20 protein-coding genes are annotated in these 24,491 nt (G+C 73.3%); 8 read left to right on the top strand and 12 right to left on the bottom strand.

The genetic code is table 11. The features are described 5' to 3' along the window. The first annotated feature begins 328 nt into the window (after window positions 1–328). Together AAW13_RS42930 and AAW13_RS42925 are read left to right on the top strand one after the other, a co-directional pair. A complete protein-coding gene (locus tag AAW13_RS42930; protein ID WP_046726782.1) occupies window positions 329–769 on the top strand; it encodes an SRPBCC family protein in 441 nt (146 codons plus the stop codon). Between the two features lie 105 nt (window positions 770–874). Then, window positions 875–1,531 carry a Crp/Fnr family transcriptional regulator gene (locus AAW13_RS42925; RefSeq protein ID WP_071659872.1) on the top strand — a complete coding sequence of 219 codons (657 nt, stop codon included), beginning with the start codon at window positions 875–877 and terminating at the stop codon, window positions 1,529–1,531. A gap of 212 nt (window positions 1,532–1,743) precedes the next feature. Here AAW13_RS42925 and AAW13_RS42920 read toward each other — a convergent pair whose 3' ends face one another. The 5 genes from AAW13_RS42920 to AAW13_RS42900 all read right to left on the bottom strand — a co-directional run bounded on the left by AAW13_RS42920 (window position 1,744) and on the right by AAW13_RS42900 (window position 8,349). Continuing rightward, on the bottom strand, window positions 1,744–2,901 hold the full coding sequence (locus AAW13_RS42920) for an XdhC family protein (protein WP_046726781.1): 1,158 nt from the start codon (window positions 2,899–2,901) through the stop codon (window positions 1,744–1,746). A 54-nt stretch (window positions 2,902–2,955) separates the two neighbouring features. Next, a complete protein-coding gene (locus AAW13_RS42915; RefSeq protein ID WP_046726780.1) occupies window positions 2,956–4,416 on the bottom strand; it encodes an NCS2 family permease in 1,461 nt (486 codons plus the stop codon). An 83-nt stretch (window positions 4,417–4,499) separates the two neighbouring features. Continuing rightward, the gene (locus AAW13_RS42910) at window positions 4,500–6,884 is read right to left on the bottom strand and encodes a xanthine dehydrogenase family protein molybdopterin-binding subunit (protein ID WP_046726779.1); all 2,385 of its coding nucleotides are present in this window, start codon (window positions 6,882–6,884) and stop codon (window positions 4,500–4,502) included. Window positions 6,885–6,889: 5 nt separating this feature from the next. Beyond that, the gene (locus tag AAW13_RS42905; protein WP_046726778.1) at window positions 6,890–7,459 is read right to left on the bottom strand and encodes a (2Fe-2S)-binding protein; all 570 of its coding nucleotides are present in this window, start codon (window positions 7,457–7,459) and stop codon (window positions 6,890–6,892) included. Continuing rightward, window positions 7,459–8,349 (bottom strand): FAD binding domain-containing protein, encoded by an 891-nt coding sequence (locus tag AAW13_RS42900; RefSeq protein ID WP_046726777.1) that lies wholly within the window; start codon window positions 8,347–8,349, stop codon window positions 7,459–7,461. The genes AAW13_RS42905 and AAW13_RS42900 overlap by 1 nt, the downstream gene beginning before the upstream one ends. 353 nt (window positions 8,350–8,702) lie before the next feature. On the opposite strand from AAW13_RS42900, the gene AAW13_RS42895 reads away from it, so the two are divergent. Together AAW13_RS42895 and AAW13_RS42890 are read left to right on the top strand one after the other, a co-directional pair. Beyond that, window positions 8,703–10,400, top strand: coding sequence for a PucR family transcriptional regulator (locus AAW13_RS42895; protein ID WP_046726873.1), 1,698 nt, complete (start codon window positions 8,703–8,705; stop codon window positions 10,398–10,400). Window positions 10,401–10,568: 168 nt separating this feature from the next. Then, entirely contained in the window at window positions 10,569–11,336 is a 768-nt protein-coding gene (locus AAW13_RS42890; protein ID WP_046726872.1) for a hypothetical protein, read from the top strand. A 307-nt stretch (window positions 11,337–11,643) separates the two neighbouring features. Here the strand turns inward: AAW13_RS42890 and AAW13_RS42885 are convergent, their stop codons facing one another. Further along, a complete protein-coding gene (locus tag AAW13_RS42885; RefSeq protein ID WP_046726776.1) occupies window positions 11,644–12,411 on the bottom strand; it encodes a GntR family transcriptional regulator in 768 nt (255 codons plus the stop codon). Window positions 12,412–12,574: 163 nt separating this feature from the next. Here AAW13_RS42885 and AAW13_RS42880 point away from each other — a divergent pair, with 163 nt between their 5' ends. Together AAW13_RS42880 and AAW13_RS42875 are read left to right on the top strand one after the other, a co-directional pair. Then, a complete protein-coding gene (locus tag AAW13_RS42880) occupies window positions 12,575–13,399 on the top strand; it encodes a (2Fe-2S)-binding protein (protein WP_046726775.1) in 825 nt (274 codons plus the stop codon). A gap of 315 nt (window positions 13,400–13,714) precedes the next feature. After that, window positions 13,715–14,746: a DUF2637 domain-containing protein gene (locus tag AAW13_RS42875; protein WP_046726774.1), complete on the top strand. Its 1,032-nt coding sequence runs from the start codon at window positions 13,715–13,717 to the stop codon at window positions 14,744–14,746. 84 nt (window positions 14,747–14,830) lie between these two features. On the opposite strand, the gene AAW13_RS42870 is transcribed toward AAW13_RS42875, so the two are convergent. The 3 genes from AAW13_RS42870 to AAW13_RS42860 all read right to left on the bottom strand — a co-directional run bounded on the left by AAW13_RS42870 (window position 14,831) and on the right by AAW13_RS42860 (window position 16,782). Continuing rightward, a complete protein-coding gene (locus AAW13_RS42870) occupies window positions 14,831–15,280 on the bottom strand; it encodes an ATP-binding protein (protein WP_046726773.1) in 450 nt (149 codons plus the stop codon). Between the two features lie 307 nt (window positions 15,281–15,587). Continuing rightward, window positions 15,588–16,049, bottom strand: a complete 462-nt coding sequence (locus AAW13_RS42865) for a hypothetical protein (protein ID WP_046726772.1) — start codon at window positions 16,047–16,049, stop codon at window positions 15,588–15,590. A gap of 112 nt (window positions 16,050–16,161) precedes the next feature. Then, window positions 16,162–16,782 carry a hypothetical protein gene (locus tag AAW13_RS42860; protein WP_046726771.1) on the bottom strand — a complete coding sequence of 207 codons (621 nt, stop codon included), beginning with the start codon at window positions 16,780–16,782 and terminating at the stop codon, window positions 16,162–16,164. Between the two features lie 216 nt (window positions 16,783–16,998). Between AAW13_RS42860 and AAW13_RS42855 the strand changes: the two genes are divergently transcribed. Then, window positions 16,999–18,543, top strand: coding sequence for a helix-turn-helix domain-containing protein (locus AAW13_RS42855; RefSeq protein ID WP_240528937.1), 1,545 nt, complete (start codon window positions 16,999–17,001; stop codon window positions 18,541–18,543). 9 nt (window positions 18,544–18,552) lie between these two features. On the opposite strand, the gene AAW13_RS42850 is transcribed toward AAW13_RS42855, so the two are convergent. Next, the gene (locus AAW13_RS42850) at window positions 18,553–20,295 is read right to left on the bottom strand and encodes a pyruvate dehydrogenase (RefSeq protein ID WP_046726769.1); all 1,743 of its coding nucleotides are present in this window, start codon (window positions 20,293–20,295) and stop codon (window positions 18,553–18,555) included. 79 nt (window positions 20,296–20,374) lie between these two features. Continuing rightward, window positions 20,375–21,979 carry a protein phosphatase 2C domain-containing protein gene (locus AAW13_RS45695; RefSeq protein WP_071659871.1) on the bottom strand — a complete coding sequence of 535 codons (1,605 nt, stop codon included), beginning with the start codon at window positions 21,977–21,979 and terminating at the stop codon, window positions 20,375–20,377. A gap of 433 nt (window positions 21,980–22,412) precedes the next feature. Here AAW13_RS45695 and AAW13_RS42840 point away from each other — a divergent pair, with 433 nt between their 5' ends. Further along, window positions 22,413–22,898 carry a DUF456 domain-containing protein gene (locus tag AAW13_RS42840; RefSeq protein ID WP_046732680.1) on the top strand — a complete coding sequence of 162 codons (486 nt, stop codon included), beginning with the start codon at window positions 22,413–22,415 and terminating at the stop codon, window positions 22,896–22,898. A gap of 4 nt (window positions 22,899–22,902) precedes the next feature. Here the strand turns inward: AAW13_RS42840 and AAW13_RS42835 are convergent, their stop codons facing one another. Continuing rightward, complete coding sequence (locus AAW13_RS42835) at window positions 22,903–24,084, bottom strand: SGNH/GDSL hydrolase family protein (protein WP_046732681.1); 1,182 nt, start codon at window positions 24,082–24,084, stop codon at window positions 22,903–22,905. Between the last annotated feature and the right edge of the window lie 407 nt (window positions 24,085–24,491).

Genomic DNA, 24,491 nt, shown 5'->3' with positions numbered 1-24,491 from the left:
CACCGCCCGTTTCCCCAGCCCACTCCCCCGGCCCCGTCCCTCAGCGGCCCGCTCAGCACTCCGGGTGCAGTTGTCCGGGTGAGCGGTGGATCGGGGGCGGGGTGCCGGGCGGCACACCGGCCGGGAGGCGGGCCGCCGTTCCGGGTCGCCGCGGCCGCCCCTGCGCGTGGGCGTCCGACGACACTCGCGCAGGCGGGCGGTTTGCCCGTCCATGGTGTGAATCGTGCGACCCTGGGGCCGGTCCCCGCCTGGCTGGGACGATTCCGCAGCTCATGTGAACACTCTGTGTGTGCCCCGTTCGCGGTGTCCGGGTCCCTACGATCGTGCCGTGGTCACTTTCCTTCTCCAGCGGACGGCTCCGCTGCCGATCGACGAGGCGTGGCGCCGGCTCACGGAGTGGTCCCGGCACGCCGACGTGGTCCCGCTGACCCGGGTCACCGTGCTCACCGATCCCCCGACCCACGAGGGCACCGTCTTCGTGGCCCGTACGGGCGTCGGGCCGCTCTCGTTCGACGACCCCATGGAGGTGACCGTCTGGGAACCCCCGCGGGACGGCGGCCCCGGGCGGTGCCGCCTGGTCAAGCACGGGCGGATCGTGCTCGGTTGGGCCGAGCTCGCGGTGCACCCGGGGCCCGGCGGCCGCACCCGGGTGGTCTGGCACGAGGAGCTGAGCGTCCGCGGGCTGCCGTCGGCGTTCGACCCGCTGGTACGCCGGGCGTCCCGCGCGGTGTTCGGCCGTACGGTCAACACCCTGCTGCGCACCCCGTGACCGGGCGTCCCCGACGGCCCCTTGGCAGATCCCGGCCGCACGATGGACAGTGGCCCTCCGGTGCCGAACGGTCACCGTGGGTCGACGTGGCCGGGAGGCTCGGAGGTGGCGTTCTTATCGCCCGGTGAGGTCAGGCTGTTACGGGAGGCCGGGCACCCGCGTACCTGGGTGCGCGGTGAGGTGCTGATGCGGGAGGGCGAGACGGCCGACTCCGTCGTCCTGCTCACCGGCGGCCTGGTGAAGGCGACGGTCGACTCGGCCAACGGCTACACCAGCCTGCTCGCGCTGCGCGGCCCCGGTGAACTCCTCGGTGAACTCGCCTGTATCGACGGCCGGCCCCGGGGCGCCACGGTCACCGCGATGCGCCGCTCGGCGGGTCTGGTGGTCGCCGGGGAGGCCTTCCTGCGGCTCCTGGAGCGCGACCCGGCACTGTGCCTGGCGGTGCTGCGCAGTGTCGTGGGCCGGTTGCGGGACTCCGACGGGCTGCGCGCCGATCAGGGCGCCCGCACCACCGGCGCCCGGGTGGCCGGGCTGCTGGTGAAGCTCGCCGTCCAGTACGGTTCGGCCGCCCCGGAGACGCTGCCCGGGGCCGTCGCCGTCCAGGTCAACCAGCGTGAACTGGCCTCCGCCACGGGGGCGTCCCGCGAATCGGTGGTGCGCTGCCTGCGGGCGATGCAGCGGGCGGGCCTGGTGGCCACCGGCCGGGGCCGTACCGTCGTGCTCGACCTGGCGGGGTTGCGCCGCTGGGCCGAGGAGGAATGAACGGCCCCGCGCGTGCTCGCCCCGTCCGTGCCGCCCCGCTTGCACGGCGAACGCATGAGAACGGAACTCCCGGTGCCGAATGCGTCATTTGACGCTGTACGACGGCCCCGAAGACGCTTCGATCGTCCCCTGGCGCCCGGACCGGTTCGGCTGATCGGGGGAAACGGACCGGGCGCTCCGGGGGCCCACCCGGTGGCCGCGCAGGGGGAGAGCTAGGCCACCGAACCGATCCGCCGTGCGGGGGACGGCGTCGAGGTGGTGTCGTGGTGGATCGGGGTGTGGGCGCCGGTCAGGGAGATGCCGGTGCCGCCCCGGCGGCCGGCGACGATCTCGGCGGCGATGGACAGCGCGGTCTCCTCGGGGGTGCGCGCGCCGAGGTCGAGGCCGATGGGGGACCTGAGGCGGGCCAGTTCCAGTTCGGTGACGCCGACCTCGCGCAGCCGGCTGTAGCGGTCCAGGTGGGTACGGCGGGAACCCATCGCGCCGACGTAGGCCACCGGGAGGCGGAGGGCGAGCCGGAGCAGCGGGACGTCGAACTTGGCGTCGTGGGTGAGGACGCACAGGACGGTACGGCCGTCGACCCGGGTCCGCTCCAGGTATTCGTGGGGCCACTCGACGACGATCTCGTCGGCCTCCGGGAAGCGGGCCCTCGTGGCGAACACGGGGCGCGCGTCGCACACCGTCACGTGGTGGCCGAGGAACTTGCCGACCCGGACCAGTGCCGACGCGAAGTCGATCGCCCCGAAGACGATCATGCGGGGCGGCGGGACGGACGACTCCACCAGAACCGTGAGCGGGGTTCCGCAGCGTGAGCCCTGCTCACCGATCTCCAGGATGCCGGTACGGCCGGCGTCCAGGAAGGCGCCCGCCTCGGCGGCCACCGTGCGGTCCAGTTCGGGGTGGGCGCCGAAGCCGCCCTGCCGGGAGCCGTCGGCCCGCACCAGAAGGGCGCGGCCCGTCAGTTCGGGCGGCCCGGTGACGATCCGCGCGACCGCCGCCGCGTCCCCGTGCGCGGCGGCGGCCAGCGCGGCCGCGATCACCGGCCGGGCGGGATCGTCCGCCCGTACCGGGGTGACGAGGATGTCGATGACTCCGCCGCAGGTCAGGCCGACGGCGAAGGCGTCCTCGTCGCTGTAGCCGAAGCGCTCCAGAACGGTTTCGCCGTCCGCCAGCGCCTGCCGGCACAGCTCGTACACGGCGCCCTCCACGCACCCGCCGGAGACCGAGCCGACAGCCGTGCCCGCGCCGTCCACCGCGAGCGCGGCACCGGGCTGACGGGGAGCGCTGCCGCCCACCGCCACCACCGTGGCCACGGCGAAGTCCCGGCCGTCGGCGACCCACCGGTTCAGCTCCTCGGCGATGTCCAGCATGTCTCGGTCTCCTTGACGGGTTTGCGTGGAAGGTCCCTGTGCGGGGTGGCCGGGCTAGCGGACGCCCAGCCAGCCCTCAATGGGACTGAGTGCGAAATAGACCAGGAAGATGCCTGTCAGGCCCCACATGAATGCCCCGATCTCCCGGGCCTTGCCCTGGGCCGCCTTGATGGCGGTGTACGAGATCACGCCCGCGGCCACCCCGGTGGTGATGGTGTAGGTGAAGGGCATCAGCACGACCGTCAGGAACACCGGGACGGCGGTGGCCCGGTCGGCCCAGTCCACGTGCCGGGCGTTCATCAGCATCATCGCGCCGATGACCACCAGGGCGGCCGACGCGACCTCCTGCGGGACGATCGCGGTGAGCGGGGTGAAGAAGAGACAGGCCGCGAAGAACAGGCCGGTGACGACGGAGGCGAGACCGGTCCTGGCGCCTTCGCCGACGCCCGTGGCCGACTCGATGAACACGGTCTGGCCGGAGCCGCCGGCCACCCCGCCGATCGCGCCGCCCGCGCCGTCGATGAACAGCGCCTTGGACAGGCCCGGCATCCGGCCCCGGTCGTCGGCGAGTTCCGCCTCGGTGCCGACGCCGATGATGGTGGCCATCGCGTCGAAGAACCCGGCGAGCACGAGCGTGAAGACGACCATCGCGACCGTCATCGCGCCCACCCTGCCCCAGCCGCCGAACTCGACGTGCCCGAAGAGCGAGAAGTCCGGCATGGAGACGGCGGAGCCGTGCAGCGCGGGCGCGGCGCCGCCCGCCCACTGCCGGGGGTCGACGACCCCGGCCGCGTTCAGGACGGCGGCCACGACGGTGCCGGCGACGATGCCGATCAGGATGGCGCCGGGCGTGTTCCGGGCCTGGAGCACGAAGATCAGCAGCAGGGTGCCGGCGAACAGCAGCACCGGCCAGCCGGCGAGTTCGCCCGCCGGGCCGAGAGTGAGCGGGGTGGCCCTGCCCTGGTGCACGAAGCCCGACTTGTAGAAGCCGATGAGGGCGATGAACAGGCCGATGCCCATGGTGATGCCGTGCTTGAGCGCGAGCGGGATCGCGTTCATGATCATCTCGCGCAGGCCGGTGACCACCAGGAGCATGATGACCACGCCGTACATCACGCACATGCCCATCGCCTGCGGCCAGGTCATCTCCGGGGCCACCTGCGAGGAGAGCACGCCGGAGACGGAGAGGCCGGCGGCCAGCGCGAGCGGCACCTTGCCGACGAAGCCCATCAGGAGCGTGGTGAAGGCGGCGGCGAACGCGGTCGCCGTGATCAGCGCCTTCTGCCCGAGTGTGTCGCCGGCCGCGTCCTTGCCGGACAGGATCAGGGGGTTGAGCAGGAGGATGTACGCCATCGCCATGAAGGTGGTGACGCCGCCGCGCACTTCACGCGCGACGGAGGAACCTCTTGCGGATATGTGAAAGTAACGGTCGAGCCAGGAGCGTCCGGCCGGGACGCGGGTGCCTTCTCCCGCGTCGTCGGCCGTGGTCCTGGGCTCCACTGACTGCTGGGTCACGGTGCCGTCTCCCAAGGTTCAAAGGGGGTTGGGATGTGCGCGACCCGGGGGACGGCCCGAGACGAACGGTGGTGCCGGCGTGCCTAGGCGTTGCCGGTCAGGTGCTCCGGGCGTACCGGTGTCCGGTTCAGTTCCAGGCCCGTCGCGTTGCGGATCGCCGCGAGGACCGCCGGAGTCGACGACAAGGTCGGTGCCTCGCCGATGCCGCGCAGCCCGTACGGGGCGTGGTCGTCGGCGAGTTCGAGGACGTCGACCGGGATGGTCGGCGTGTCGAGGATGGTCGGGATCAGGTAGTCCGTGAAGGACGGGTTCCTGACCTTCGCGGTCTTCGGGTCGACGATGATCTCCTCCATCACCGCGACGCCCAGGCCCTGGGTCGTACCGCCCTGGATCTGGCCGATGACGGAGAGCGGGTTGAGCGCCTTGCCGACGTCCTGGGCGCAGGCCAGCTCGATCACCTTGACCAGGCCCAGCTCGGTGTCGACCTCGACGACCGCGCGGTGCGCGGCGAAGCTGTACTGGACGTGGCCGTTGCCCTGCCCCGTGTGCAGGTCGAAGGGGACGGTCGGCCGGTGCCGCCACTCCGCCTCGACCTCCACGGTCTCGTCGCCGAGGACGTCCACCAGGTCGGCGAGCACCTCGCCGCCGTCGGTGACCACCTTGCCGCCCTCCAGCAGGAGTTCGGCGGTGGCCCAGGCGGGGTGGTAGGTACCGAACCGGCGGCGGCCCAGCTCCAGGACCTTCTCCCGGACCAGCTCGCAGGAGTTCTTCACGGCACCGCCGGTGACATACGTCTGCCGGGAGGCCGAGGTCGAACCCGCCGAGCCCACCTGGGTGTTGGCGGGGTGGATGGTCACCTGTGCCACGCCCAGCTCGGTGCGCGCGATCTGCGCGTGCACGGTCACCCCGCCCTGTCCGACCTCCGCCATCGCGGTGTGCACGACGGCGACGGGTTCGCCGCCGGCCACCTCCAGGCGCACCCGGGCCGTCGAGTAGTCGTCGAAGCCCTCGGAGAAGCCGACGTTCTTGATGCCGACCGCGTAGCCGACTCCGCGTACGACGCCTTCGCCGTGGGTGGTGTTGGACAGGCCGCCGGGCAGCTGCCGTACGTCGGCGCCCTCGCTGCTCTCCCACTGGCGCTCGGGCGGCATCGGCATCGCGGTGACCCGGCGCAGGAGTTCGGCGACGGGAGCGGGCGAGTCCACCGGCTGCCCGGTCGGCATGAGGGTGCCCTGCTCCATGGCGTTCAGCTTCCTGAACTCCACCGGGTCCATGCCGAGTTCCCCGGCGACCTTGTCCATCTGCGCCTCGTAGGCGAAGCACGCCTGGACCGCGCCGAAGCCGCGCATCGCGCCGCAGGGCGGGTTGTTGGTGTAGAGGGCGATGGCCTCGATCTCGACGTCGTCGACGACGTACGGCCCGATGCCGAGCGAGGAGGCGTTGCCGACGACGGCCGGGGAGGCGGAGGCGTAGGCGCCGCCGTCGAGCACGATCCGGCACCTCACGTGCGTCAGCTTGCCTTCGCTCGTCGCTCCGTGTTCGTAGTAGAGCCGGGCCGGGTGGCGGTGCACGTGGCCGAAGAAGGACTCGAAACGGTTGTAGACGATCTTGACGGGCTTGCCGGTGCGCAGGGCCAGCAGGCAGGCGTGGATCTGCATCGACAGGTCCTCGCGGCCGCCGAACGCGCCGCCGACGCCGGCCAGCGTCATCCGCACCTTGTCCTCGGGCAGGCCGAGCACGGGCGCGATCTGGCGGAGGTCACTGTGCAGCCACTGGGTGGCGATGTAGAGGTGGACACCGCCGTCCTCCTCGGGCACCGCGAGCCCGGACTCGGGGCCGAGGAAGGCCTGGTCCTGCATGCCGAAGTAGTACTCGCCCTTGACGATGACGTCGGCCCGCCGTGCGGCCTCGTCGGCGTCGCCGCGGACGATCGGCTGGCGGTGCACGATGTTGGGGTGCGGGACGTGGCCGATGTGGTGGTCGTCCCGGTTCTCGTGGACGAGGACCGCGCCGGGGGCGGTCGCCGAGGCCTCGTCGGTGATGACGGGCAGCTCGCGGTACTCGACCTTGATCTTCGCGGCGGCCCGGCGGGCCGTCTCCGGGTGGTCGGCGGCGACGATCGCGACCGGCTCGCCGTGGTGACGTACCTTGCCGTGCGCGAGGACCGGGGTGTCCTGGATCTCCAGGCCGTAGTTCTTCACGTCGGTGGGCAGGTCGTCGTAGGTCATGACCGCGTACACGCCGGGCTGGGCGAGGGCCTCGCTGGTGTCGATCGACACGATCTCCGCGTGCGCGACCGTGGAGCGCAGGATCTGACCCCAGAGCATGTCCTCGTGCCACATGTCGGACGAGTACGCGAACTCGCCGGTGACCTTGAGGGTGCCGTCGGGGCGGAGCGTGGACTCGCCGATGCCGCCCTTGGCCCGGGTGCCCTGGGTGATCTTCGTGGGAGCGCCGTTGGTGGGCATCCGGTTCAGACCGCCTCTGACTGCCGGGCGGCCGCGAGGCGGACCGCGTCCATGATCTTCTCGTACCCGGTGCAGCGGCACAGGTTGCCCGACAGCGCCTCGCGGATGTCCGCGTCGGTCGGGTTGGGGTTGTGCTCCAGCATCTCGTCGGCGGCGACCAGCAGGCCGGGGGTGCAGAAGCCGCACTGGACGGCGCCGGCGTCGATGAACGCCTGCTGGACCGGGGAGAGTTCGGCGCCCTCGCCGGTCCGGGAGTCCTGCCCCTTCGCGGCCCAGCGCCGGGCCTCGTCGAGCGAGGTCCCGCACGCGGTACCGAGGTCACGCTGCCTGGCGTGGTCCGCGAGGCCCTCGACGGTGACGACCTCCCGGCCCTCGGCCTGGCCGGCCGCGACCAGGCACGAGCACACCGGCACGCCGTCCAGGCGGACCGTGCAGGAGCCGCACTCGCCCTGCTCGCAGGCGTTCTTGGAGCCGGGCAGGCCGAGCCGCTCACGCAGTACGTAGAGCAGGCTCTCGCCCTCCCAGACGTCGTCGGCTTCCTGCGGGCGTCCGTTGACGGTGAAGTTGACGCGCATCAGGCGACACTCCCCTTCTGCTGAGTGGTGCCGCGGTACGACTCCCAGGTCCAGGTCAGGGTGCGGCGGGCCATCACGCCGACCGCGTGACGGCGGTAGCTCGCGGTGCCCCGGACGTCGTCGATGGGGTTGCAGGAGGCGGCGCACAGGTCCGCGAACTGCCTGGCGACGGAGGGGGTGATGATCTTTCCGTTGTCCCAGAAGCCGCCCTCGTCGAGCGCCGCGTCCAGGAACTCCTCGGCGGCCCGCGCCCGGACGGGGGTCGGCGCGGCCGAGCCGATGCCGGTACGGACCGTCCGCGTCGCGGGGTGCAGGGCGATCCCGAACGCGCACACGGCGATGACCATGGCGTTGCGGGTACCCACCTTCGAGTACTGCTGGGGGCCGTCGGCCTTTCGCACGTGCACCGCGCGGATCAGCTCGTCGGGGGCGAGCGCGTTGCGCTTCACGCCGGTGTAGAAGTCGTCGATCGGGATCAGCCGGGTGCCGCGCACCGACTCGGCCTCCACCTCCGCCCCCGCCGCGAGCAGGGCGGGGTGGGCGTCGCCGGCCGGGGAGGCGGTGCCGAGGTTGCCGCCGACGCCGCCGCGGTTGCGGATCTGCGGGGAGGCGACCGTGTGCGAGGCGAGGGCGAGTCCGGGCAGCTCCGCGCGCAGGTTCTCCATGATCCGGGTGTACGGCACGGAGGCGCCGAGCCGCACGCTCTCCTCGCCGACCTCCCACTCGTAGAGATCACCGATGCGGTTGAGGTCGAGGAGGTAGTCGGGCCGGCGGTGGTCGAAGTTGATCTCGACCATCACATCGGTGCCGCCCGCGATCGGCACTGCGGTGGGGTGCTCGGCCTTGGCGGCGAGCGCCTCCTCCCAGCTGGCGGGGCGAAGGAAGTCCATGACCGGCTCTCTTCTCCGTCTCGTTGAATCTCGTGAGTCGTGCGGATTGAGCCAATCCGTGTGCGGCGGGCGCGGCTCGTTCATGTCCTGTTCACGCGGAACGAGGCCAGTACACCGCTCCGTACTCCAGCGGGGTCAGTCACCGAAACCATGAAGGAGTTGGCTGGCCAGCATGGGCATCTTGTAGATTCGTATGAACGGAGGTCATCAGTAACCTCTTGGCTTTCCTGTGGAAACGCGGGAAACGCTCAGGTGCGACGCGGTAGCGGCCCGTGACCACGCACGCCGGGCACCTCACCCACGACCCTCCACGACTCATCGTAGATTTCGAGACACAGAACGGCGGCGACGAGATGCGGCTGCGCGCACTGCTGGACACCGATGCGCTGGGCCTGCGGCTGCTCGGCGGCGAGGACGAGCTGGACCGCACCCTGCGCGGGGTCATGACGACCGACCTGCGCGACCCCAGCCGCTATCTCGCGGGCGGGGAGCTGGTGCTGACCGGCCTGGCCTGGCGGCGGGACGCGGCGGACTCCGAGCCGTTCGTACGGCTGCTCGTGCAGGCCGGGGTGGTCGCGCTGGCGGCCGGTGAGGCCGAGCTGGGCGCCGTCCCGGACGACCTCGTCGTGGCCTGCGCGCGGCACCGGCTGCCGCTCTTCGCGGTGCACGAGTCGGTGGCCTTCGCGACGATCACCGAGCATGTCGTACGGCAGGTCAGCGGGGAGCGTGCCGGGGACCTGGCGGCGGTCGTCGACCGGCACCGCCGGATGATGACCTCGGGCCCGGCGGGCGGCGGCCCGGACGTGGTCCTGGACCTGCTCGGCTCCGACCTGGACCTGCGGGCCTGGGTGCTCTCCCCCACCGGCCGGCTGATCGCGGGTTCCAAGGTGGCGGGGCCCGCGCTGCCCGCCGACGTCTGCGCCGGTCTGGCCGCCGAACACCTGGCGGCCACCCGCACCGGCCGCCGCGGCCCGTACCGCGTGCTGCTCGGCGCGGTGACGTACTCGCTCTTCCCGATCCGGTGGGGGCACCTCCCGGCGGCGGCCGGGGGAGGCCGCTCCCCGCAGGGCGCGCGGGACGTGCGCGAGTCGGTGCTGTCGGACTGGCTGCTCGCGGTCGAGGCGGACGCCGGTGACTGGCCCGCGGAGCGGCTCGACCTGCTCCAGGGCGTCACCCAGCTGATCGCGGTCGAACGCGACCGTCGGGACGCGGCGCGCACCGTGCGGCGACGGCTGGCCCAGGAGGTCCTGGAACTGGTGCAGACGGGCGCGGCACCGGCGGAGATCGCCGCGCGGCTGCGGGTGGCGGCCCCCGTCCTGCTGCCGGGCCTCGGCGCGGCCCCGCACTGGCAGGTGGTGGTCGCCCGGGTCGAATGGGCCGGCGGAGAGGTCGACGGCGGCCCGGTCGCGCAGTCCCTCCTGGAGGAGATCCTGGTCGACCCGCTGGCCACCGGTCCCGAGCCGTCGGACCGGATAGCGGTGGCCCACACCGGGGACGAGGCGGTCGCCCTGGTCCCGCTGCCCGCCGTCACCGCCGAGCACGACGGCTCCGAGTCCGGAGTCCACGCCGACGCCCTGCTGGCTGCCGTACGCGACCCGCTGACGGCGGGGCTCGACGACGACGGCCGGCTCACCCTCGGCGTCAGCGCGGCCGTGCACTCGGCGGAGGGCCTGCGCGGCGCCCTGGAGGAGGCCAGGCACGCCCGCCGGGTGGCCGCCGCCCGGCCCGGCCGGGTCTGCGCGGCCGGCCACCAGGAACTGGCCTCGCACGTCCTCCTCCTGCCGTTCGTGCCCGACGACGTCCGCCGCGCCTTCACCGCCCGGCTGCTGGACCCGCTCCGGGACTACGACCGCCGGCACCGTGCCGAACTGATCCCGACCCTGGAGGCGTTCCTCGACTGCGACGGCTCCTGGACCCGCTGCGCCACCCGTCTTCACCTGCACGTCAACACGCTGCGCTACCGAGTGGGCAGGATCGAGCAGTTGACGGGCCGGGACCTGTCCCGGCTGGAGGACAAACTCGATTTCTTCCTGGCGTTGCGGATGAGCTGAGGTCACGCGGGCGTGCGACGGGCTCGTGCCAAGTACCGTCGCCGTCCCACGACTTTGTGAAATTATTCACCCACCCTCTTGGCCCCGCGCGGCGATCGATGCTGGAATGCCGCCACCACTTCACTGCTCGACGGCGCGCTAGGGGAGGGCAACGTGGCGTACTCCGCCATGTCTGGGAACGGAACGACCGCTGGTGACGATCCGCTCCAGACCGCGGTATGGCGGCTGCGCTCGCGGGCCTGCTGGGCCGACGCGGCGGCCCTGCTGCCGTCGGACACCCCGGCGTACTCGCTGCAACGGGCGGGGCTGATGGTCGAGCGGTGCCTGTACACCGAGCGGGGCTGGGAAGAGGCGGAGGACGCGCTGCGGACGGCGGAGGCACAGGCCCGTACCGACGAGGAGCGGGGCGCCGCCGCCTGCGAGCGCGGTCAGCTCGCCTACGCGGCCACGCTGCACGGGGTGCGCGACCGGGCCGACGAGGCGCGGGCCGCGCTCGGCAGAGCGGCGGCGCTGATCCCTCCGGGGGCGCCGGGACGCGCCCTCCTCGACTTCCGCCGGGGCCTGCTGGCGGAGAATCTGACCCTGTCCCCGCAGGCGGCCCGCGCCGCCTACCGCCGGGCGCACGCGGCGGCCACCGCGCACGCCGACCCGCTGCTGCTCTCCTTCACCTGGCGGCACCTGGCCGGACTGGCGCTGCGGGACGGCGAGTTGACGGAGGCCCGGCACGGCTTCGCCGAGTCGCTGCGCATCCGGGAGGAACTGGGCTACCTGGTCGGCACGGCCCCGGCCCTCGCCTCGCTCGCCGAGACGGAACCCGAGCCGGAGGCGTCACGCCTACGGGAGGAAGCGGGCCGCCTGTTCCGCCTGCTGGGCGGCGTCCCGACCTGGCTGGCCCGCCAGCTGACCCCACCGGCCCCGGGCGCGGCCACGGCGTGACAGCGGGGGCCGGGGGTGTCGCTCACCGGCGCCTGCCGGGTGCCGCCCCCAGCCTTCGGCCGGGGCCCCCAGCGCCCACCCGTGCCGCCCTGCGGCACGCCCGCCCGCGGCTACCAAGCCGACACGACCACAGCGCCCCGTCAGGGGCGCGGGGAACTGCGCGATCGGCCACGACGCACCCGCACCCGGCTCGCACCCGCACCCGGCTCGCACCCGCACCCGGCTCGCACCCGCACCCGGCTCGCACCCGCGCCCGGCTCGCACCCGCGCAACCTGCGGGGAGACTCCGCGGGAGCGGCCCCGGCCCTCACCCCGCGTCAGCGAAATGGCCGGCCACCAGCGCCCGCACCCTGTCCAACTCCCCCTCGACCAACGCCTCCAGCAACGCGGCATGCTCCCCGGCGTCCGACATCAGGTCGGCCCGGCCCCCGCGCAGCGGAACCGCCCGCCGGTGCAGGTCCTCCGCGATCCGCACCAGCTGCGCGTTGCCCGCCAGCCCCAGCACCGCCCGGTGGAACGCCCGGTCGGCCTCCGCGTACGTCGCCCTGCACCCGGTCGCCGCCGCCCGCACCGACTCCTCGGCCAGCGGCCGCAACGCGGCCCACCGCTCGGCCGGCACGCTGCGCGCCAGCCGCATCATCACCGGCACCTCGATCAGCGCCCGCACCTCGGCCAGTTCGGCGAGCTCCCGCGCACCCCGCTCCACGACCCGGAAGCCCCGGTTGGGGACGACCTCGACGGTGCCCTCCAGGGCCAGCTGCTGCATCGCCTCGCGCACGGGTGTCGCGGACACCCCGAACCGCTCCCCGAGTGCCGGCGCCGAGTACACCTCGCCGGGCAGCAGCTCCCCGCCCATCAGCGCGGTGCGCAGCGCGTCGAGTATCTGCCCCCGCACGGACGCCCGCTGCACGGCGGGCCCGGACCGCGGGGCCGGCCGCTCGCCGTGGGTGTGCTCACCGCGCACGGCGGCCCCGCCGACGGCGTACCCGGCCGCTTCCCGCGCCGTCTCCTCGGACCGCGACTGCGCGGGCACCCGGGCCGTCCCGGCGGAAGCCGCGTGCGTGCGCTGGTTCACGGGTCCTCCTCCGGGCCGTCGGCACTTGGGTCATTAACGGCGGGTTGTTACTTGTCCGTCAAGCACCTTAGGCGCACAAGGCGCTGGTTCAAATTTCCGAACGGATGGGTAAGGTAAGGCTTACTTATCCGGCAGTCGGCCCGCACCCGATCGGTGGTAGCCCATGACGTCCCCCGTCTCCGCCTCCTACGCCCGCCTCGCCGAGGTCTGCCCCGACCTGGCGGTCACGGAGCTGGCGCCGGGCGAGGCGGCACCCCGGGGCGGCGGCTGGGTCGGCGCGGCCGAGCTCGCGGCGGGCGGCGCCGGCCTGGACGCCTTCCTCGCCTGGGACGAGGAGCAGATCCTGCGGGACCACGGCCGGCCCGGCCGCCCCGACGTGGTCGCCAGTTTCGGCCTGCACCGCTACGGCTGGGCCGCCTGCCTGCTGATCACCCTCCCCTGGTTCCTGGACCGCCGGGCCCCCCGCCTGCCCGCCAACGAGGTGTCGTACGACCGCACGGCGGGCCGGATGGCGGTACGCGTCGCCTCCTTCGCCTGCCTCCCGGGGGATCCCGCGGCGGCCCTGCCCGGCGCGGTCGTCGTCCGCGACGAGGAGGCGCTGCGGGCGGAGGTCAGGGCGGCCGTGGCCGAGCACCTGGAACCGGTCCTCGGCGGCTTCGGCCCGCGCATGCGGCGTCGCGGCCGCGCCCTGTGGGGCATGGCGACCGACGAGGTGGTGGAGGGCCTCTGGTACGTCGCCGGCGTCCTCGGCGAGGAGGAGCGGGCCGTCCGCGAGCTGGCGGCGCTGTTCCCCGGGACCACCAAGCCGTACGTCGGCTCCGCCGCCTTCCGGGAGCTGTCCGGCCCGGCCGGCGAACCGCTGCCGACCCGGGACCGGGCGAGCTGCTGCATGTACTACACCCTGCGCCCCGAGGACACCTGCGCCACCTGCCCGCGGACCTGCGACGACGAGCGGATCGTCAAACTCGCCGCGGCCGCGGCGGCCTGAGGAACCCTCAGGGGGCCCGGGGGCGAGGCACCGTCCCGGATCCACTAAGATCACGGAGGGTCGAGGTCGCCCCTGCGCCGACAGGGAATTCACAACTTCCTCACTTGCCGCAGGAACTTTCCGAGGAACCACCCGTATGGGTAGTCTTACTCGAACTCAACCTCCGCCCCTCAAGCGGCAGTTCGAGCAGAATGCCGCCCTGGGCATCCCCTTGCACTTCGTTGGCGGCCTCTTGCCCCGAAACCCCCTGAGGGTCTGTGGGATTGGGCCACTATGGCGGGCGATACGCCCTATCCCAATGCAAGGGACCCCTAGATGAGACTGACCGACATATCGCTGAACTGGCTGCTTCCCGGCGCCGTACTGCTCCTGGGCATGCTGGTCGCGGTGGCGGTGCTGACGCGCTCCAAGCGGTCCGGCGGGGAGCACGCGAAGGACGACTCGTGGGAGCGCAGCGAGGAGCGGCGTCGGCGCAAGGAGGCCATATACGGCACCGTCTCCTACGCGCTCCTGTTCGCCTCCGCGTCGGTGGCCGCGGCTCTCTCGTTCCGCGGACTGGTCGGCTTCGGCCAGCAGAACCTCGGCCTCTCCGACGGCTGGGAGTACCTGGTGCCGTTCGGCCTGGACGGCGCGGCGATGTTCTCCTCCGTCCTCGCGGTGCGCGAGGCGAGCCACGGTGACGCGGCCCTCGGCTCCCGGATGCTGGTGTGGACGTTCGCCGGTGCCGCGGCCTGGTTCAACTGGGTGCACGCGCCGAGGGGCGTCGACCACGCGGGCGCTCCGCAGTTCTTCGCCGGCATGTCGCTGTCCGCGGCCGTCCTCTTCGACCGCGCGCTGAAGCAGACCCGCAAGGCCGCCCTGCGCGAGCAGGGCCTGGTGCCGCGTCCGCTGCCGCAGATCCGCATCGTGCGCTGGCTGCGGGCCCCCCGTGAGACCTACAAGGCCTGGTCGCTGATGCTCCTGGAGGGCGTGCGCAGCCTGGACGAGGCGGTCGAGGAGGTGCGCGACGACCAGCGCCAGAAGGAGCAGAACCGGCTGCGCCGTCGCGAGCAGGACCGTCTGGAGCGGGCCCAGCTCAAGGCGATAAGCCGCGGCCACCGGGGCTTCGTCGGGCGCGCCGGCCGGCAGGAAGAGGTGCACCAGGTCGAGCGGGCGCCCGCCCAGGCCTCCGCGGAGCCTGCCATATCGGCGGCGGAGCTGCCCGTACGCCAGCGGCCCTCCCTTCAGCCCGTCCGCAAAGGGTCTGAGATCACCGTCGACCTGACCGCGGAGGACGACACAATGGCCCTGCCGCGCCTTGACTCCCTGGAGCGCAAGCTCAAGGACCTCGAGCAGCAGTTCGGCTGATCGCCCGCTGCCGTACGACACCTCGGGACGGGGGCGTGACCTTCAAGGTCACGCCCCCGTCCCGTTGTCCGTGCGCGACACGCCCTAGGCGGCCTCGGCGTCGAGTTCGAACCACACCGACTTGCCGACGTCGTGCGCCTGGACCCCCCACGCGTCCGCGAGGGAGTCCACCAGCACCATGCCCCGGCCGTGCGTGCCGTCACCGGTGTCCGGAGCGCACACTCGGGGTCTGCGGGTCACGAAGTCCCTGACTTCCACCCTTAGTTGACCCGGCTCCACGACGGCTGTCAGGACCGCCTCGCGGTCGGTGTGGACCAGTGCGTTGGTGACGAGTTCGCTGGTGAGCAGTTCCGCTATCTCGGAGCGGCCCGGACGGCCCCAGTGCCGCAGCAGTTCCCGCAGTTCCCTGCGCGCCTCGGGCACCGCCCGCAGGTCCGAACGCCCCAACCGCCGCTTGAGCTGCGGCGGGTGTCCCCGTTCCGTCGTGTCGGTCTCTTCCCCCGCCGTCTGCGCCGAGGAGGCCCCGATGGCCACGGGACCGCCCCCTCGTGCCTGACTGTTCATGACCCCCGCCCGCACGTTGTTGCCGGATCCCCTCCTGATCGAACACGTTCACGGGGATCCATGCCCGCTCGGGCACGCGCCAGTCATGTCACGTCGATGACGACCGGGTGTTCGGCCAAGTCCCGGATCCGCCCCCGTGCGTACGCCGTCGCCCGGACCGTCCCGTACGCGCCAACGGTGCCGTGGACCCGGCGCGAATCAGCCCCTCACGCAACCCCCTGAGCTGATTCCCCTGGTCCACGGCACCGGCGAACCTGGCCGAAACCCGTCCTCGCGGCTACTTGCTCCCGAGGCCCTTGGTGCCGATGTTGACGATCTTGTGGGTGTCTCGGGTCATGTCGACGACCAGTTTCGTCGTGGTGTTGCGGCTCCAGGTGAGCGTGATGACGGCCTCCGTGTACTTCCGGGTGCCGTTGTCCGTGACCTTCCACTTGAGCGGGGTGTTCTGGGCCCGCAGCACACCGTCCGCGTGCTCGCGGTTCTCCCAGGCCTTCAGCTTCTTCAGGTAGGTCGGGGCGATGTAGTAGGTACGCAGCGCCGTGGGCAGGTTGCCGCTGCCGTCCGGGTCGCTCTCCGCGTCGATGTAGGCGCCGTAGAAGTCGGCGATCCGGCTGATGTTGTCGGCCGGGCTGCCACTGACGGTGCGCGGTGCGCCGGCCGAGGCCTGGGCGGTGGCGCCGAGCCCGAGGGCCACGGCGAGGACGCCGGCGGTGAGGACGGCGCGGGTCTTGCTGCTCATGTCTGTTCCCCGTTTTCCGTGGGTGGGTCTGCTGTGTCCGGGGCCGTCCTCTCCTCCCCCGAGCAAGAGGACGGCCCCCGTTCGTGTGCCGGTCGTGCGTGCCGACCGCGGGTCAGTGGAGCCTGTTCACGGCCGTGGTGGTGGTCTTCTTGAAGGCCTGCACGGGCGCGTCCACGAAACCGCCGAGCTGCCCCCAGTCCACGACCGTGACGGTGCGCCCCTCCCGGCCGATGGAGATGAGCCGGACGTCGCTGGCGCCCCAGGCGGTCACGGTGCGCAGGGCGTATACGTGGGCGCCGTCCCCGACCGGGAGGGTGCCGTGGTCCTGGAGCGTGGCCTGCATCTGGGGGTCCGCCATCTCGATCCGGTCCGCGCAGGACACGATGTCCTCGTCGAGCTTCGCGAACCGGCCCTTGGCCAGGCGGACGCTGGGCAGCTCGGCGCTGACCTGACGGGCGCTCGTGTCGAGGTCGGTCCGGAACTTCCGGTACCAGGAGTCCTGGCCGCCGCCGAGTCCGACGCCGATGCACATGTCCTGCTTGACCTCCTCCGGAATGCCGGCGGTGACCTTGCCGGCCGCCCAGGACGTGCCGGCCCGTGGCGGCAGGTCGGCCGCCTTGAGAAAGCCGGGCGCCTTCGGTGCGGCCGCCGCGGGAGCGGCGAGTGCGGTGCCTACGACGAGTGCGGCGCCGGCGAGTGCGGTGAGCGCGCCTGCTCGGGTGCGCTTGGGCATGGGTGATCCCCCGTGGGTCGGTACATGGGTGTGGGCTGTCGCCGACGCGGCCGACTGGTCGGTCCGGCCCTGCTCGGTGCGACACCAAGAGCATCGGCCGTCACCCGCGTCGACCGCAACGGCGACCGCCCGTTTCCCCGCCCTGGAACCATCCCAGCCCTGTTGACGTGCAGGTATATGAGTGCCTGGGATGGCCACGACTGGGGGAAGGTACCCGTGCGCGACGATGTGGACGACGTGGAGGAGTTCGCGGCGCTGCTGCGGCGGCTGAAGGACCGTACGGACCGGAGCTACGGCTCCCTGGCCCGTCGGCTGAACATGAACACCTCCACCCTGCACCGCTACTGCGCGGGCGAGGCGGTGCCGCTGGACTTCGCCCCGGTGGAGCGGTTGGCGGCGTTCTGCGGAGCGACACCGCGGGAACGTCTCGAACTCCACGAGCGCTGGCTGCGAGCGGTGGCGGCCCGACAGCGACCGCGCGGAACGGACACCGAACAGCCGCCCGCGGCACCCGGCCGGGGAGCACGACCGGAGCACACGTCGGGGGCCGGGGCGGGGGCCGGGGCGGGGTCAGCGGCAGAGCCGAGGACCGATCCCGGAACCGAACCCGCGGCGAGGACCGTGGCGGAGCACGCGGCGGAGGCCGGGCCGGGCTCCGCGGCGGAGACTGACACCGAGCCCGCGCTGGAGACTGACACCGAGTCCGCGGCGGAGACTGACGCCGAGTCCGCGGCGGAGGCTGACGCCGGGTCCGGAGCGGAGGCTGACGCCGGGTCCGGAGCGGAGCCGGTGGTTGTGGGAGGCGCGGGGGCGCGCGCCGGTTCGCGGCGCTGGTACCGGCGGCGGCGCACGCTGGTCGCCGCGGCCGTGGTCACCGTTCTGCTGTCGACGCTGGGCACACTGGCCGCGCTCCCCGGCGACCCGCCGTCCTCGGACGCGGCCGCCCGGCACCCGGGCTCCGCCGCTCCCACGACCGCCGCCGGTGACACCGGGCGCCGGGAGGCCGCCGCGTCCACCGGTCCGGCCGTGGCCCCGACGTCGGCCACACCCTCGCCGTCCCCCTCGCCGAGCCGGGCCCGGCCCTCCGCGACCCGCTCCGGCGGGGCCACCCCCACCGCCCAGGCCCCCACCGGCGTCCCGCTCACCTGGACCGCGAACTCCCAGCTGTGGGAGCTGGGCTGCGACCACGACTACGTCATCGACAAGCAGCCGGCGCAGGTCCCGCCGCCGCCCGCCCCGCAGGACGCGGGCACCTGGGCGGCCACCCAGAACGCGGTGCACGGCGGCGACACCATCGTGGACGTCTCGGTGCAGGGCCGTTCGTCGACCGCCGTGGTCCTGGAGGACCTGCGGGTGCGGGTCGTCGGCCGTACGGCGCCCGCGCCGGGCGTCGCCTACTCCATGGCCGACGGCTGCGGCGGCGGGCTCACCCCCCGCTACTTCGACGTGAACCTGGACAAGGACCGCCCGATCGCCCGCCCGGTGGCCGGTGAGGGCCCGGACGGAAGGACCGTCTCCACCATGCACCTGCCCTACCGGGTCTCCGCCACGGACCCGGAGGTGCTGCGCGTGAAGGCGAGCACCGCCGGCTGCGACTGCCGCTGGTACCTCGAACTCGACTGGTCCTCGCAGGGCCGTTCCGGCACCGTCCGGGTCGACGACCACGGGCAGCCGTTCCGCACCAGCTCGATCAAGGGCCTGCCGCACTACTGGTACGGCATCGTGGACGGCGTACGCCAGTGGGTGCCGACCGACAGCTGAGTCACGGGCCTACGGCCGCGGCACGTTGCGCAGGTTGGAACGGGCCATCTGGACCATCCGGCCCACGCCCCCGTCCAGGACCATCTTGGACGCGGACAGTGCGAAGCCGGTGACCATCTCGGCCTTGATCTTGGGCGGGATGGAGAGCGCGTTGGGGTCGGTGACGACGTCGACCAGCGCCGGGCCCTTGTGCCGGAAGGCGTCCTTGAGGGCACCGGCCAGCTGCTTGGGCTTCTCCACCCGCACCCCGTAGGCGCCGCAGGCCTGGGCGACGGCGGCGAAGTCGGGGTTGATGTTGTGGGTGCCGTAGGCGGGCAGACCCGCGACCAGCATCTCCAACTCGACCATGCTGAGCGAGGAGTTGTTGAAGAGCACGACCTTCACCGGCAGGTCGTACTGGACCAGGGTCAGGAAGTCGCCCATCAGCATGGTGAATCCGCCGTCCCCGGACATCGACACGACCTGCCGGCGCCGGTCGGTGAACTGGGCGCCGATGGCCATCGGCAGCGCGTTGGCCATCGAGCCGTGCGAGAACGAACCGATCACGCGGCGGCGGCCGTTGGGCGAGATGTAACGGGCCGCCCAGACGTTGCACATCCCGGTGTCCACGGTGAACACCGCGTCGCCGTCGGCCAGTTCGTCGAGGACCGAGGCCACGTACTCCGGATGGATCGGGACGTGCTTCTCGACCTTGCGGGTGTACGCCTTCACCACCCCCTCCAGCGCGTCGGCGTGCTTCTTCAGCATGCGGTCGAGGAACCGCCGGTTCTCCTTGGCCCGTACGCGCGGCACGAGACACCGCAGCGTCTCCCGTACGTCGCCCCACACCGCCAGGTCCAGCCGGGAGCGCCGGCCCAGCACCTCCGGTCGGACGTCGACCTGGACGATCTGCACGTCGTCGGGGAGGAAGGCGTTGTACGGGAAGTCGGTGCCGAGCAGGATCAGCAGGTCGCACTCGTGGGTGGCCTCGTAGGCGGCGCCGTAGCCGAGCAGTCCGCTCATGCCGACGTCGTACGGGTTGTCGTACTGGATGTGCTCCTTGCCGCGCAGGGCGTGGCCCACCGGGGACTTGAGCTTCTCCGCCAGCTCCATGACCTCCGCGTGCGCGCCGGCCGTGCCGCTGCCGCAGAAGAGGGTGACCTTGTCCGCCGCGTCGATCATCTGGACCAGCTTGTCCAGTTCGTCGTCGCCGGGGCGGACGGTCGGGCGTGAGGTGACGACGGCGGCCGAGGCGGACCGCTCCGGGGCGGGCTGGTCGGCGATGTCGCCGGGCAGGCTCACCACGCTCACCCCGCTGCGGCCGACCGCGTGCTGGATGGCGGTCTGGAGCAGGCGGGGCATCTGCTTCGGGCTGGAGATCAGCTCGCTGTAGTGGCTGCACTCCTCGAAGAGCCGGTCCGGGTGGGTCTCCTGGAAGTAACCGAGGCCGATCTCGCTGGACGGGATGTGGGAGGCGAGGGCGAGGACCGGGGCCATCGAACGGTGGGCGTCGTACAGGCCGTTGATCAGGTGCAGGTTGCCGGGGCCGCAGGAGCCGGCGCAGGCCGCGAGCCGGCCGGTGACCTGGGCCTCGGCGCCGGCCGCGAAGGCCGCGGTCTCCTCGTGGCGGACGTGGATCCAGTCGATGGCGGAGTTGCGGCGGACGGCGTCCACGACCGGGTTGAGACTGTCACCGACGACGCCGTAGAGACGGCGTACTCCGGCGCGGGCGAGGATGTCGACGAACTGTTCGGCGACGTTCTGCTTGGCCATGGCGGTAGGGCACCCTTCGGCTCCGCGGATCTCCGGTACTCCCCCGGCACGCCCTTCCATGTATCCACAGCGGCCGCCGTCACGCCTCCCAGACGGCCGCCGCCGTACGGTCGTCGGCGTAACCCTTGACCCGTACCTGGGTGTCCGCGAGGAACGCGGCGAGACCCGGCGGGGTGCGGCCGGACCAACGTCGGGCCAGGTAGGCGCAGAGGGCGGGCTCCCCGCGCAGCGGGTCGGCGAGGCCGCCGGTGCACATCACGAGGGCGTCACCCGGGCGGGCTACCGAGGCCCGGAAGAGGAAGGGGTCGCGGGGCGGCTCGGGGGCCGGTTCGTACGGGCTCGGCGGGGTGGGGATGCCGAGGTCCATGGTGAGCCGGTCGCCGGACGGGGTCTCGGCGGGCGGCGAGCCGAAGCCGAGCACCGGTTCGCCGACGGTGTCGGTGTCGACCCGCGGCTCGATGTCCTGCCACTCGCCGTCCCGCAGCCGGAACAGCCCGCCCTCGCCGACGCCGAAGAACACCCGGGTACGGCACTGGGGGTGGCCGGGGATGAGCAGGCAGCGCAGGCTGGCCGCGTACTCCTCGGCGGCGACGCCCTGTTCGGCGGCGCTGCCGCGGAGCTTGCCGAGGCTGCGGTCGGTGAGCCGGTGCAGTCCGGACTTGAGGTCGCCGCGGCGGGCGGCCTGGATGTCCTCGGTGAGCCGCTGGTGGCTGCGGCCCACGGCCCGCGCGATCAGCTCGCACACCTCGGCGGCGGCCCGGTGCGCGCCGGGGGTGGCCCGGGCGCCGGTGGCCATCGCGACCAGCACGAGCGCCTGGTCGCCGGTCCCGAACCGGGCGGTGAGCAGCGCGTCACGGCGCGGCTCGCCCCGGTACCGGGCGGAGTCGCCGCGCTGCGAGACGGCCCGCAGGGTGCAGGCGCCGTAGCGGGCGCCGTCCAGCACGGTGTCGGAGACCAGGTCGTCGAGCCGGTCCGGGTCGGCGGCGGGCAGGGCGGTGGGCTCGGCGTCGTAGGTGGGCGGACCGGAGCCGACGTACTCCACGGAGGAGGCGGGCGCGGCCCCCGCGGAGTGCGACGGGAGCGGGACCAGGTCCGGCCCGGTGGCGGGATGGAAGTCCACCGGGGTGTCGTCGTCCGCGTCCAGCGGCTCCTGCTCCTCCTCGTCCCACGGCCAGGGCTTCGGACCGACCGCCGCCCCCTGATCGCCACCGTACGACTCGGGAACCGCGTGACGCTGCACGGGCGACTCGAGGACGGCGGGAGGCTGTGCGGGCGGCCGGGGGACGGCGGGGCGCTGTGCGGGCGGCTCGGGAACAGCGGGAGGCTGCACGGGCGGCTCGGGAACAGCGGGAGGCTGCACGGGCGGCTCGGGAACAGCGGGAGGCTGCACGGGCGGCTCGGGGACGGCGGGAGGATGCGCGGGCGGTTCGGGGACCGTGGGGCGCTGTGCGGGCGGTTCGGGAGCGGGGGTGCGCTGGGTCGGTACGGTCGGTGGTGGTGGGTCGGTCCGGTCCGGGTCCGCGGTGACGCCCCGTCGTCCCGTCACCGTGTTCTTCGCCGAGGCGAACCGGTCGTCCAGGGAATCGGGTGCGGCCGTGGGTCCGGTGTCCTCCGTGGAGTCGTCGTACAACTGCCCCCACCAGTCGTCGTCATGACGGGCGGGCCTACCCCCTGGCTGGCTCATGCCCCTAATTGTCCACCGCATGGGCCGGATGAAAACGGGGCATCCGGAAAATCCCCGCACCCGACCCGGTCTCGAACGGCGTGTCGAGGGACATCCTGAACACCCGTACGAGGGAAGGGAGTCGTGTGCGCCCATGAGCCGGGCGGTGCCGCTGACACGTGTGAGTCGCCGGGTGATCCCACCCCCCACGGGAGAACCACCCGGCGACACCGGAGTGACCCGGCACCGGATCCCCTGCGCGTGCGCGCGTCGTGGGCCCGGGTCACCGTTCGGCGGGCCGGACGCGGGGGCGCCGGCCGGAGGCCAGATTGTGACGGGTCTTCCTGGCGAACAGCTGTGAATCAGGGGTCGGAATCCGGTGTGAAGGCTCGGCGGTGCCGTGCACGCGCGGGGCCGGGTGGCCCGGGAGTGACGCGCACGGCACTCTGGGCAGATGGGAGCGGGAGAACTCCTGCTGGTCGGCGTGGTGCTGGTGCTCGGCCTGTGCGGGGTGCTGGTGCCCGTGGTGCCGGGTTCGTGGCTGGTGTGGGCCGCAGTGCTGTGGTGGGCGCTGTACGACCCGCGCCCGGTGGCGTGGGCCGTCCTGGTCGGCTCCACCGTGGCGCTGCTGCTGTCGCTGGTGGTGCGCTGGGCGCTGCCGCCCCGCCGGCTCCGCGCGAGCGGCGCGACCCCCCGGATGGCCGTGTACGCCGGGACCGGCGCGCTGCTCGGCTTCGTTCTGGTTCCCGTGCTGGGCGCGGTCCCCGGCTTCATGGCCGGGATCTACCTGCACGAACGTCTGCGCCTCGGCCGGCGCGCCGAGGCGTGGGCCGCGCTGCGCAGCACGATGAACGCGGGCGGCTCCAGCGTGCTGGCCGAGTTCTTCGCCTGCCTGCTGATCACGGCGGGCTGGCTGACCGCCGTGATCTGGACCGGCTGACCGATCAGAGCAGGTCGACGAGCGGCACGGCGGCGGCGAGGGCGTGCATGCCGGCGTCGTTGAAGTGCAGGTGGTCGCCGGGGTCGTAGGCGGGCCGGATGCGCTCGGGGTGCCGCGGGTCCCGTACGACGGCGTCGAAGTCGACGTACGCGTCGAAGACGTGCCGGGTGCGGATCAGCGCGTTGACCCGCTGCCGTACGGACTCGCCCGCCTCGGTGTACTCGCCGTATCCGGCGTACGGCGTGAGGGTCGCGCCGACCACCCGGATCCCCCGCTCGTGGGCGCGGGCCACGATCGTCCGGTAGGCCCGCACGAAGTCGGCGGGGTCGGTCGCCCGCGGGGTGCCCTTGATGTCGTTGATGCCTTCGAGGACGACCACCGTCCCGACCCCGGCCCGGGTGAGCGCGTCGGCGTCCAGGCGCCGCAGGGCCGCCGGGCCGCCGGTGCTGTCGGCCAGCAGCCGGTTGCCGGAGATCCCCGCGTTGAGGACGCCGATCCGGTAGGGCCGCAGCCGCTCGGCGAGCCGGTCGGGCCAGCGGTGGTCGGCGCCGAAGCTGGACCCGTTGCCGTCGGTGAGGGAGTCGCCGAGGGCGACCACGCTGCCGAGGGTGACGCTCCGCACGTCGACCCCGGTGACGTAGTACCAGTTCCCGGTGGTCCGGGTGTAGCCGTCCCCGTTCTCGTCGGCGGCCCGGCCGGCCCCCCGCCCGGCGACGTAGCCGGTCTGGAGGGCGACCCGGTGGTAGGTGGCGGGGCCGGAGTCCCCCGGCGTCTCGACGCTCACCAGCAGATCGGCGCCGGCCGGCACGGCGAGGGGCACCGGATCACTGACCAGGTCCTGCCCGACGGGTACGACGGCGGTACCGGCGCCGCCGAAGGTGGCCACGCGCATCGAACCGGGTACGGCGTCGGGCCCCGCGCCCTGCCGCCGGGCGACGGTGACCGCGCCGAGCCGCAGGGGCGCGCTGCCGAGCCGGTTGCTGATCCGCACGCGTACGGCGGCGCCCCCGACACTCAGATGGACGACGTTGCGGAACGCGGCGCCGGGGACGGCCGGGACGGTACCGGAGGGCGCTGCCTCCCAGCTCCCGGCCCAGAGCGAGGGGGCGGAATCGGCACCGGCCCGCGCCGTCGCACCCCACACCAGCAGCAGCGCCGCCGCGAGCACCTGCCCGGCCTTGCCCATCCGCACGTCCGCCCTTCCGGAGATCCACTGAGGGGGAAGGTGACACATCGGGGGGTGGCCGGGGAGCCGACTCGACGGGCAGTGCACCCGGGTGGCGGAGCGCGACAGTGACGCGCCAGTGAACGGCGGACGGGGTGGTGTCGGCGGGCGCGCGGGCGGCCGGCGGTGGCCCGCTCACGGCGGACCGCCGCGGGCCGGGGCTCGCCACGGCGCGGAGGCGGATCGCGGCGCGGGGGCGGATCGCGGCGTGGAGGCGGATCGCGGCGCGGGGGCGGATCGCGGCGTGGAGGCGGATCGCGGCGCGGGGGCGGATCGCGGCGTGGAGGCGGGTCGCGGCGTGGAGGCGGGTCGCGGCCTGGGGGCGGGTCGCGGCCTGGGGGCCGTGGGGCCGTGGGGCCGTGGGGCCG

The sequence above is a fragment of the Streptomyces humi genome (genome assembly GCF_001005085.2).
GTDB lineage: Bacteria > Actinomycetota > Actinomycetes > Streptomycetales > Streptomycetaceae > Streptomyces > Streptomyces humi.
The sequence above is the reverse complement of the archived record's forward strand: the minus strand, read 5'-3'. Positions and strand labels throughout refer to the sequence as shown.